Origin of the sequence: Caballeronia sp. RCC_10, from assembly GCF_041360715.1 — a bacterium.
GTDB lineage: Bacteria > Pseudomonadota > Gammaproteobacteria > Burkholderiales > Burkholderiaceae > Caballeronia > Caballeronia grimmiae.
The window spans coordinates 1-11086 of sequence record NZ_JBFUPT010000065.1 but is presented as its reverse complement, the minus strand read 5'-3'; the positions used below and the strand labels follow the sequence as shown (position 1 = coordinate 11086).

9 protein-coding genes and 1 pseudogene are annotated in these 11086 nt (G+C 58.2%); 8 read left to right on the top strand and 2 right to left on the bottom strand.

Annotation, left to right across the window (positions count from 1 at the left end):
* The 3 genes and pseudogenes from AB6804_RS30905 to AB6804_RS30895 form a co-directional block, all read left to right on the top strand.
* Positions 1–351 (top strand): annotated as a pseudogene (locus AB6804_RS30905) (IS21 family transposase); the annotation flags it as partial.
* A complete protein-coding gene (istB, locus tag AB6804_RS30900; protein ID WP_370889689.1) occupies positions 348–1166 on the top strand; it encodes an IS21-like element helper ATPase IstB in 819 nt (272 codons plus the stop codon). The pseudogene AB6804_RS30905 and the gene istB, both read left to right, overlap by 4 nt.
* 59 nt (positions 1167–1225) lie before the next feature.
* On the top strand, positions 1226–1498 hold the full coding sequence (locus tag AB6804_RS30895) for a replication initiation protein (RefSeq protein ID WP_370889688.1): 273 nt from the start codon (positions 1226–1228) through the stop codon (positions 1496–1498).
* Positions 1499–2022: 524 nt separating this feature from the next.
* Here the strand turns inward: AB6804_RS30895 and AB6804_RS30890 are convergent.
* Positions 2023–2955: an integrase domain-containing protein gene (locus AB6804_RS30890; protein ID WP_244798064.1), complete on the bottom strand. Its 933-nt coding sequence runs from the start codon at positions 2953–2955 to the stop codon at positions 2023–2025.
* A gap of 884 nt (positions 2956–3839) precedes the next feature.
* Here AB6804_RS30890 and AB6804_RS30885 point away from each other — a divergent pair.
* On the top strand, positions 3840–4037 hold the full coding sequence (locus tag AB6804_RS30885; RefSeq protein ID WP_244798065.1) for a DUF2934 domain-containing protein: 198 nt from the start codon (positions 3840–3842) through the stop codon (positions 4035–4037).
* A 1996-nt stretch (positions 4038–6033) separates the two neighbouring features.
* Here AB6804_RS30885 and AB6804_RS30880 read toward each other — a convergent pair.
* On the bottom strand, positions 6034–7050 hold the full coding sequence (locus tag AB6804_RS30880) for an IS110 family transposase (RefSeq protein WP_370889687.1): 1017 nt from the start codon (positions 7048–7050) through the stop codon (positions 6034–6036).
* Between the two features lie 275 nt (positions 7051–7325).
* Here AB6804_RS30880 and AB6804_RS30875 point away from each other — a divergent pair, with 275 nt between their 5' ends.
* The 4 genes from AB6804_RS30875 (at position 7326) to AB6804_RS30860 (ending at position 10963) form a co-directional block, all read left to right on the top strand.
* Positions 7326–7529: a cold-shock protein gene (locus AB6804_RS30875; RefSeq protein WP_027780628.1), complete on the top strand. Its 204-nt coding sequence runs from the start codon at positions 7326–7328 to the stop codon at positions 7527–7529.
* Positions 7530–7722: 193 nt separating this feature from the next.
* Complete coding sequence (locus AB6804_RS30870) at positions 7723–7953, top strand: hypothetical protein (RefSeq protein WP_244798066.1); 231 nt, start codon at positions 7723–7725, stop codon at positions 7951–7953.
* Positions 7954–8270: 317 nt separating this feature from the next.
* Complete coding sequence (locus tag AB6804_RS30865) at positions 8271–8846, top strand: hypothetical protein (RefSeq protein ID WP_244798067.1); 576 nt, start codon at positions 8271–8273, stop codon at positions 8844–8846.
* 197 nt (positions 8847–9043) lie between these two features.
* Positions 9044–10963, top strand: a complete 1920-nt coding sequence (locus AB6804_RS30860) for a PAS domain S-box protein (protein ID WP_370889686.1) — start codon at positions 9044–9046, stop codon at positions 10961–10963.
* Positions 10964–11086 lie beyond the last annotated feature (123 nt).

Below are 11086 nucleotides of genomic sequence, written 5' to 3'. Positions count from 1 at the left end.
CACTTCATCGATTCTCTCAAGCGCAAGCCGCAGGCGTTCAGGGGGTTTGCGTTTCGCGACGCGCTGTTTCCCCGTGAGGCCTACCGCCGAACCTGGGAGAGGCTGGAGGCGCAACTGACGCAACGTCAGGCATGCAAGACGATCGTGGGGCTGCTCGAACTCGCAGGACACCATGGCGTTGAAGCGTTGCTGGCCGAGCGGCTGGACGTCTTGCTCGAAGCAGGCGAACTGCCCGATCTGAAGCAGTTGCGCGATGAATTCGCGCCACGTCAGGCCCTATGTCCCGAGGTGGTGGTCGAGATGCCGCCCGTCGCGGTCTATGACGAGCTGCTCGACAAGGTGGCAGCATGAACATCCCTGCCCATGACAACGGCCGTCTGGCCCTGATGCTGAACGAGTTACGCCTGCCGACGATCGGCAGGTTATGGCCCGAGTTCGTTGAGCGCTCTGACAAGGAAGGTTGGCCGGCTACGCGATTGCTCGGGGCGCTGCTCGAGCATGAGCTGGCCGAACGTGCCAAACGACGCATCGAGCGGCACCGGACCGAGTCGCATCTGGACCCGACCAAGACGCTGGCCACCTTCGACTTCGGCATGGTGCCAATGGTCTCGAAGGCGCATGTCACTGCGCTGGCTACCGGAGATTCGTGGCTGGAGAAAGGTGCCACGATTCTCCTGTTCGGGCCGCCCGGTGGCGGCAAAAGTCATTTAGGTTCGGCCATCGGACATGCTTTGATCGACGTCGGCTATCGCGTGCTGTTCACGCGCACCAGCGAGCTCGTACAGAAGCTCCAGGCCGCGCGCCAGAGTCTGCAACTTCCATCCGCGCTCACTAAGCTCGATCGGTTCGATCTCATCATCCTGGACGACCTGTCGTACGCGCGCAAGGACCAGGCCGAAACCAGTGTGCTGTTCGAACTGATCGCCGAGAGGTATGAGCGCAAAAGTCTTTTAATAACGGCCAATCAGCCGTTCTCTGGCTGGAATGACGTGTTCCCCGACCCCGGCATGACGGTCGCAGCCATCGACCGGCTCGTCCATCACTCGACGATCTTCGAACTGAATGTAGAAAGCTATCGCCGTCGAAAGGCCAGCGACAAACAGAGCGCGCGCCGGCGACAATTACCCGACGACAATTACGATGGAGGCGCGACAACTATGAATTAGCCAGCGACAACTACACCCGTTGACCGGCCAAAATAATTGTCGCTGATCGGCCGTGCTGCTTGACGCTGTCTAATCTTGCCTTCACGCACGGCAATCGCGCGAATGCGCTCGTCAAATCCCCGAGTATCGAAGAGTTTCAAGACGCGATGGACGCAAGTCCGGCCTACCGCGCGAACTTCAAGGAGTTGCGCAAGCGCGTGATCGAGCCATCGGTCAAGGAGCTACTCGATAAGAACGGCCCCGTCGTGAAATGGGAGCCAGTAAAGGCCGGCAGGAAGGTGGTTAGACTGCGCTTCGAGTTCGAGCCCGATCCGCAAGGCGCTCTGTTTTGACAAAGTTGCGGGAAAAGCCAGGTTTGGCCGAAGAACACCGGTATAAACGGAGCTGCTGTCCGCAAACGGCCGCTTAACTGCCACTTTTCTGCCCCTATGGGTGGAGTGCGGACCGCCGTAATCGGTTGACGTCACAAAAGCGGCCGATATCTGACACTTATCGGGCACTTCCAGGTGCCCTCCAGAGCCCATACAGGGCCCACAAAGTCTCTTGCCATATTTCAATCTCGGATCAGAGCCGCCCAAGGGGCCAAGCAGGGTTCCTAGACGGCCCCAAGTGTTGTCATCCGCGCAGATTGCTGTTCGCCTGCTCAGTAGCAGCAAGGATCAATCGTTCCACTACCTCCCGGATCGTCTCACCCCGATTCCTGAGTCCTCGGAGGGCTTCAAACGCCTCAGATGAGATCCGCAGTCTCGGCAGCGCATCGGCAGGTCCAGAGAGCCCTTCAAGCCGCGTTCCGCCTACTAGTTCCGCCTTGACCTTCCACACACTGCCCTTCGGTAGCCGATGCACGGTGACGAATTCAGGCTTGCTGTTCATAGGTGGCCCTCAGATAGTTGTTCCAGACCCACCGGCCGCGGCCTTCGCCATGCCCGAGGTCACGAGAGCACATTGCGAGCGCTTCTTTCTCGCTATGACCTTCGCTCCGGTAGTGCTCGTAGTTATCGCGACAAAAAGCGCGGCGCAATGCGTGACCGGAGTCCTTACCGGTCAACCCCAAAGCCGCAAAGCGGTCTTGGACCTGCTTTTGAGCTGCTCGCGTACTCTTAGCGTTGACCAGATATGGCCGTGTCTTTGTCGTGACCTCCAGCGCTGACCTGACTGCAGCCAAGGCTCTCGCCCGATAGGGTTCCGGGATTACGGTGTCCCTGACGCGTCCGCCTTTTGTGCCGTGGCGGATCGTCACAAAGCTCTGTCCGCGTGCGAGCGCCGCCTCCCACTGTTTCAAGCTCTTATAACTTTCAATCATTTCTTCTCGCCGCAAGCCCAGGCAACGCTCGAGCTGGATCCAGGCGCGTGTGTCAATCGATGCATGTTCGAGGGCGTGCCCAAGCACGTTTGCATCGACTACGCGGCCAATGCCGATCCGCGTGCCGGTCGGCACGCCAAGCTGTTCATTGGTAACGGCATCCGCCCAGTCGCCGCGGCCTGCCCCCTGCAAAGCACGGCGAAGGTGACTGACCTCGTTCTGGATTGTGCGCGGCGTGATGCCGGCTTCGATCCGAGTGCCGACATAGTTGCGAAGCTGCTTCTCGGTGACCGTGGCGGGATCGACATCGCCATAGCGCCGCTGTTTGGCATGCGTCGCAAATGCTCTGAACGTCGTCAGCATTTTCTGCCGAGTCAACGTCGCAGCCCCCTTGTAAAGCGCTGCCATCATGAACTTCGCTTCAACAGAATGTTCTCGCGCCTGAGATCGCTTCGGCAGTGACGCGGGCTTGCTTGTGCTTTTCATCGTCATCTTGTTTGCGTTGTTCGTTTTCGTCTTGCGCCGGGTCGCTCCAGCGAGCCGGGTACTGCGTGCGTTTAGGTAGCTGTGGGCCGCCACCTGGAGGTGGGTTTTATGGCCAGGGTGCTGCTGCCGATGAGGTCGTTTGTCGTTCGCCGGTTGGCCGGTTCGACGCGCTGACGTGCGCTTAACTATCACGTCGCGAGACGGGCGCCTTATGTGGCGAGGGCGAGAGGGGTGCGCGAAAGCGCGTCACTGCTACGCGATGCGAAGCAGTGACGCGCAAAATCACGTGGTTGCCTTCGGCGGATGTAGCCTGATGATCAGCCCGCGGAAGGCGGTGAAGGCACCGCGTCGTGCTTACTGCGTTTGGCTGTCGGCACAGCAAACGGGAAGCGTGGACGCGATGCGCTAGATGGGCTGCTCGTTGGCCGCCGAAAGACGAGGGTAGGTTCGAGCACGGTGGCTCGGAGAAATATAATGCGCGGGCAAGGCGCGAGGTGAAAAGTGTCTACGCTTGGAATGGACGGACTACCAGAGCCCCGCCGAAGCGCCTCAAAAAAATCGCTCAGGGGGCTGTGCAGGGCGGACGCATCCGATGCACTTGCCGTAAGCGGTTTGCGGGCAAAGTGCCCGGCTTAAAGATGGGATCGACTCGGTTGAGCCTACGTCGATGCGTCGAGACGCGAACGTTAGCGCGACCTTATCACAGGGTGGTTTGCCCTGGCTATGACATGTCCCAATTTCTTTAAAGCTATCAAAAAAGGATGCCTTTAAAGAAACGGCCACTTTCAAAAAGACCCAATAAAGGAGAACCCTTTCCATTTCGCCGTTGCATGCATACCATGCCTATAGATGAACCGCGAGTAACAATTGCCCAAGAGGACGATATGGAAGAGCCCATTCTCGAAGAACAACTCCGTACGCTTGCCTATCAACTATGGGAACAAGCCGGTCGCCCTGATGGGCGGTCAGATGAGTTTTGGCAGCAAGCGCAACATGAGCTTGGCGTACAAACCAACGGGTTGGCAGATGAAGCCACTACGGACGCGAAGGGGCTTCCGTCGAATCTTCCGCTCCCTAAATGATTGGCTTTGGGCTTATTCAGTGGCCTTGGGCTCGCAGCCCGGACTTCCCTGCCGTCGGGGGCGCGAAAAGGATCTTGACTGCACGTGACGCGCATCATCGAGCTTTCAGGTGTCTCACTTGCGATGTGGTACTTAATACTTAAAAAAGCCCGCGCAAGCACGGCGGGCCAAGCTTTCCACGCGGTCGGCCGAGAAAGCAATCGCTCATGCGTGTCTTCTTTTTCGCCTTCTCTTTGCGTACTACCACGCCTAAGCTTTTTGTTGCGCCTGTCGCAAGGCGCGCTTTAGAGCATCTGTCTGCTTGGCCCGTTCCTAGTGTCGGGCCTTCTTTCCCTAACCGGGGAGCTATTCTCCGAAATGACTCACGCCATGGACGACAGCTATTGGGAGATCGTTGTAAGACCGCATACCGGCGCTGGCTGGCGCATAGAGCTTCCCCGGCTCGATGGCCCCTTCGTGGTAGTCGTTAGCGATGCGATGTCAGCCCTACGCTTAGCGTCCACCTTGGGTAAGGGCCGGGACATTCGCTTCCTGCACGACCTTCCTGCAGTCTCAAACAGTGACCAATCCTTTGCTTCTGAGGGCAGCTAGGTGTTCTTTTTTACGGTCAATCGATAGGCTTATCCACTCAGTACCGGACATTCGGATGGAGCGGCATGGGGTGACGGCGATGGGTAGGAGGTGACACGTGCTTCGTCGAGTTGCGGAAATCCATCCGCCAACGATGCTTGATCGTCGGGGTACGGCAAGCTTGTCAGCACAGCCCCTCCGATTTTGCGGCGCCCCGCGTCGCGCGGCCGGCCCACGTCGAGGCGTATCAGCGGCGGCTTATTCCCTACACTGTCGGGCAAGGCGGGCTCGTATCGGGCGTAAGAGGAACTTGCTTGCCTCGCGTGCTATTGAGCGCATGCTTGACCGCTGCGCCGTGTGCGTGGATTCTGCTTTCCCTTACTTCCTCGCGTCGCCTCTCGCACGGCGCACTATGCCGGGTGCCTTATCAGGCGTCGCAGACTTGGTTCCGGAACCATCCGCCGGCGGTTTTTGCTAGACGGTCTTTCTGACAAAGGCTACGGCGTTAGGGAGGAACCCAGTCGCACTCGGGCACTCGGGGAGCCGATCGGGGCGCTCCGTTTCACTCTCCCCAACAACACGAGGCGGGCCGTTCGTCGTTCTTCGCACTTCAAATTTGGATCAAGATCGAACGCACCGTTGCCGGCTAGGCAGAGCGACTACGTCATCGCACAGAAGTCGCGAGCTGCGGCGTTGCAGCTCGCGGACGTCCAGCGCGCTCAACAGCGAGGCATTGACTACGCCGGCATCGATGTCAACGCCGCCAAGTGGCGTTACGTCTGCACATCGGCGTGAAACTGCCACTCCGGGGGAGATTTGCTTGCCATACACGCCATCTTATTTAGGCAAGATGGCTTGCATATGGCATCGGACAAAAATGCAGTTCAGTTATAGCGCCCTAATACCGGCCGCAAATCGCACCTTAGCCACATCGTAGACACGTGCGCCGTACCGCACCATTGTGATCCGTAGGAATGAGAAGACTGGCGACGTGTCGGGTGGCACGAAGGGGTCCGGTGCTGAGGATTGGACGACAAGCTAGGCATGTGGCGATCTCACCTTGCCTAGATCGAGCCGATCCGTTGCCATTGGAATGCGCGTCAAGCGACTGCTCAAGAGCCTGTAGCCATCCCATACGCGCTGACGGACCGTCTAATGAGAGAAGCGCCCATTAATAAAAAATGTATGGTCCACCCCGGTTTTGCAAGCGAGCATTGGCAACGAAGCAGTTTGCGTAAATGTATCCGGCCTCTCGCGAGTCAGCCGCTTTTGGCGGCAAGGCCATGATGGGATATGCGCGTCCAGTTCCCAATAAATTGGACCGGCCACGAAGGCCGCTTTTTTGTCCCGGGTTTACCAAACGCCGTCGCACTGTTTCGTCATCAATTGCGGGCGAGCAAACTTGGAAGTGGTGAGAGCGAGGCTCCTATTGCTGCTGCGGTTGTCTCAGATAAAAAGCACCTTGTCGGGTAAGGACTGCCCAGGCAATTCGTGCGAGCTTGTTGGCGAGCGCGACGATAACCTTGTTACGGTGTATCCCCTTCGCTTCCATAGCGTTTATCCAGACCCCAAGGTGGTCCTTCGTCCGGTCGAGATGCAGGACACAGGAACGAGCGCCGTGAACAAGCAGCTTGCGCAGATATGGATTCCCACGTTTGCTGATACCGAGGAGGCGCTGCTTCCCTCCCGTTGAAAATTCCTTTGGCACAAGCCCGAGCCAGGAGGCCAGATGACGTCCGGACTTAAACTGGGTTCCTGTGCCGGCAAAGGCGGTAATTGCGGTGGCCGTCAGCTGGCCAATACCTGGCACCGACGTGAGGCGGGTCGCGGCATCATCCGCGCTGGCAATCGATTCAATCTGATGCCGCAGCTGCAGCAGGCGTGCCTCGACGGAGCGATATTCCTGCCAAAGTTCTTCGAGCAGTCGGCGCATTGATGGCGTAAGTCCGTTCTGCTCATCCGAAAGTATCGATGGCATGTCGCGGACAAAGTAGGCAGCACCAACACTGATAGTGAGTCCGTATTCAAGCAAAAAGGCTCGGGCCTGATTGATGATGGCGGTCTTGCTGGATATCAAGCGTTGCCTCACGCGATGCAGGGCCTGCAAGTCAAGTTGCGCTTCTGTCTTGGGCGGTGTGAAGCGCATTGTAGGCCGGGATACCGCCTCCGCTATTGCTTCGGCGTCGACGATATCTGTCTTGTTCGATTTGACAAACGGTTTGACAAACTGAGCGGGAACTATCCTGGCATCGTGCCCATATAGCGCTGCCTTGCGAGCCAGCCAATTGCTACCCGGGCAGGCCTCCATTCCGACCACTGTCGGTGCCGTACGCGCCAGAAACTCCAAAAGCCGGTCCCTTGTAAATCGGCTTCGGAAAACAGGCTTGCCAGCAGCATCAAGTCCGACCACATGAAACACAGACTTGCCGATGTCGATGCCCATACGAGCAATGCCTGATTTACAGGTTGCTGATTCATGACGCACCTCCGTGCGGGTAGTAAGCGTCACCGCGGATTATGCGATATCGGGAGGGGTGGACCATCCTATTAATTGACAGGCGCAGTCGGGGCCTATATCCTGAGGATCGAAAGTTCAAGAAGCTCGATTGCTGATCACCATTTTCCGCCTCATCTGCGCGGTACTCGCTGTCCTCTCTTCTTCCTTGAAGTTTTTGTCGCTCCGCACCGGAGCTGTTATTTCTATTTCAGGGAATTCTCATGGATACCGGTACTGTTAAGTGGTTCAACGATAGCAAAGGCTTTGGCTTCATTACTCCTGACGCTGGCGGCGACGATCTGTTCGCACACTTCTCGGAAGTCCGAGGCGAAGGCTTCAAGACGCTCGCAGAAAACCAGAAGGTGAGCTACGAGACAAAGCGTGGCCCGAAGGGTATGCAAGCCGCGAACATCTCGCCGCAGTAATGTAATTCAAGGGCCGGTCTACCGGCCCTTTGTTTTTGTTAGCCGACTAGCATCCTCGCTGAGCCACGCGCTCCCGATCTGATCGCCGCATTCGACTGCGCATCATTTGTCTCCGACACGATCTGTCTCGCCTCAAATTTTTTTGACTTACTTTCGCTCGTACGACATTGATGCCGTGCGTTCGTTGTCGCGTATGCAAAACACTAACTATATTCACCAGTACAACGGTTATTCGATTTCGCCGTCCGCCCACCGGTTACCTGACGGCTGGTTTGCTGCAAATCTGCTACTCACCAGAGGTGACGCCGGCAGTGCTGAAGCGGTCTCCTACAAATTCGACGTGCTCGACTATTTCGATAGTGAAACACAGGCGGTGGGGCACGCTACAGCATGGGCGCGTGGCTGGGTCGACAGTCGCGGTTAAGTCGTGGCCGGAAGCGCACAAGCGGCCATGCGGGGTGCTCCCGCGGTGCGCTTGAAAAAATCTGTCTCATCGCGGTATGCGTACCATATTTGCTGCCCGACCGAGAGTTTCATAGCCCCGGGGTGCTGCTTCCGTCAGGTAGGTGCCGTCCGACCCAGTGCCCACGTCAACCCGATTGTCGCTAACGGCGTACTGAAGAACCGCGAAGATGTTCGGCTCACGCCTCGTTTCCTCAAAATGCCACTCAAAACGATCGCCACGTTCGATCGCTTGATCTGCGCAGCGGTATTCCCGTCATTCCATCACAAGGAGCAGAGATGGCGTTATTGATCGTGCAGGTTGCAGTTAGCGGGGAACTGGTGGAGGTGTTCGAAATGCCGGTCGATGATGTCGACGGACACCGGATGCTTGCTTGCGCTAATGAAGATGAGCGGGTGATTCGTCGCGCCGGCCAGACCCTCGAAGAGGGCGAGGTCTGGATCGATCTAATCGACAGGGACGGCGAGACGCTGTTCGATGAGGTGGCATGTTTTCACCGGGCAGACGCCCCCGACGCGCTGCAGCTTCATCTCGGCATGAACGCCGCCGTTGTTAAAGACTGTCTTTCAAAGTCAAATGTTGCTTCGCTGTATGCGAGGCATCGCGTAGCTGCTCAAGCATACTTCCGCAAGGTCGATCGCCTTGTCGACTGCTCCGCGGTGAGCTCCAGACAAAGCAATCGCCGGCGGGTGGGGGAGGCCAGCGTCATGGATCTCGTCATCGAACTGCGCAGGCGGCTGGACGGTGTCGACACCCTGCTCGCGCTGAGTGAATTGCCGACGCAGGTCCAGGCGGCGGCCGGCCACCTGAAAGACGCGGCGAAGTCCTACGCGACTGCGGTTCAGCATCTATAAGGGTTGCCGAGGCCGAAGTTGGGGATGTAATCAAGGTTGGGAATTTTCGTCAAATCTGGCGTTGTTACCCGAACCGTTGACCGTGTTGGCAGCGAGCGCGTAACCTGTGCCCCCTTTTGGCGCGACGCTTGCTTCGTGGCGGTAAGGCCCCCATCGCTGACGACAGATCGTCCACGCGGCATTACAACGCAGAGACCATGAAAAATTACACACAGACCACCGGGGCCATTTCAGGCGAGCAATCTTTCAGACTGCTCGTGGCAGGGGTGACGGATTACGCGATTCTCATGCTGGATACGGCCGGATTCATCAAAACTTGGAATGCCGGGGCACAACGCATCAAAGGTTATGCGGCCAGCGAAATCCTCGGTAAGCACTTTTCGGTGTTTTACCCAAAGAACGAACAGGTTGCCGGTCGGCCGGACGGCGTACTGCGGGCTGCGGTTGACGAAGGAAAATTCGAGGACGAAGGCTGGCGGGTGCGGAAGGACGGCAGCCAGTTCTGGGCAAGTGTGGTCATCGATCCGCTCCACGATGATTCCGGCGAGCTGATTGGCTTCGCCAAGATCACACGCGACATGACCGAGCGGAAGGTCGCCCAGGAAGCGTTGCGTCAAAGCGAGCAGCAATTCGGCCGGCTGGTCCAAGGCGTGACCGACTATGCGATTTACATGCTTTCGCCGGCCGGCGAAGTGACCAGTTGGAATTCTGGCGCCGAGCGCATCAAGGGTTACGCGCGCGACGAAATTCTCGGAAAGCATTTTTCCGTCTTTTATACGGAAGAAGACCGCGCCGGCGGGTTGCCTGCCCAGATGCTGTCGATCGCCGCCACAGAGGGCCGCGTCGAGCGGGAAAGCTGGCGAGTGCGCAAGGACGGCTCGCGCTTCTGGGCGCATGTGGTGATCGATGCTATCCACAATGACGTCGGCAAACTGGTCGGGTTTGCGAAGGTGACACGCGACGTGACCGAGCGCAGACAGGCTGCCGAGGCACTGGAACGCGCCAACGCCGCGCTGTTTCAGTCACAAAAGATGGAATCGCTGGGTCAGCTGACCGGCGGCGTCGCCCACGACTTCAACAATTTGCTGGCCGTGATGTCGAACGGTTTGGATGTGATGTCACTCAGGCTCCACGAGCACGCCGATATCAGAATGCTTGAAACGATGCAGCGCGCGGTCGCCCGCGGTGCGACACTGACCCAGCAACTGCTCTCATTCGCACGGCAGCAGCCCCTCAAGGCCGAAAAATGTAACCTGAATGGCGTGCTGCGCAGCTTCGAAGCAGTGCTTCGGCGGGCAGTCGATGCCGCGATCGAGTTCGAAGTAAAGCAGGAGCCCCGACCCCGGCCAGTTCTCCTGGATGCCGCGCGGTTTGAAGCCGCACTGCTTAACCTCGTCGTCAATGCGCGCGACGCCATGCCCGATGGCGGAAAGATCGTCATCGCCGTGAAAAATGTTGAACTCGCCGCAGGGACGGTGGGCGCGCTCATGCCCGGCCCGTACGTCAGAGTGTCCGTCTCTGACACCGGCTCAGGAATGCTCCCCGAGGTTGCGGCTCGCGCGTATGAACCGTTCTTTACCACCAAGGAGGTTGGTAAGGGCACCGGTCTCGGCTTGAGTCAAGTGTACGGCTTCATTACGCAGTCCGGCGGTGACGTGGTGATCGACAGTAAGCCCGGTAGGGGCACGGTCGTCAGCATGTACTTGCCGGTAGCAAGAGGGACAAGCGGCGATGAGGAGAGCTTTACGGGTCCCATGCTCGATACGGTGTTAGTCGTCGAGGATGAGCCGGACTTACTGGATGCGACGGCTGAGCTTTTCCGCAGCCTCGGTTATGAGGTCCTGACGGCCAGTAACGGGTCCCAGGCGATGGAGGCCCTGAGCCGTCGCGACGACATCCGCGTCCTGTTCACCGATGTGGTCATGCCGAAGGGCATCGACGGTATCCAGCTCGCGCGTTCGACGCGAGACCTTCATCCTGATATCAAGATCGTACTGGCATCGGGATATCCGCTCCCAGCCCTAAAGGCGCACCACGGCAATCTTAGCGATTTTGCTTTCATCCACAAACCGTACCGGCTGGCCGATCTCGTTCGTACACTAGGCAGAGCGGCGTAGCGCGTGCTCCACCCGACGACGGATGCAGAGCGCGTTCGCTTGGCTTTGAAGCGCACCGGGTTTTCCGGAGACCTCAACTCCTGAGAGAATGAGGAAATGGAAAGCATCGACAAAGCAAAACGC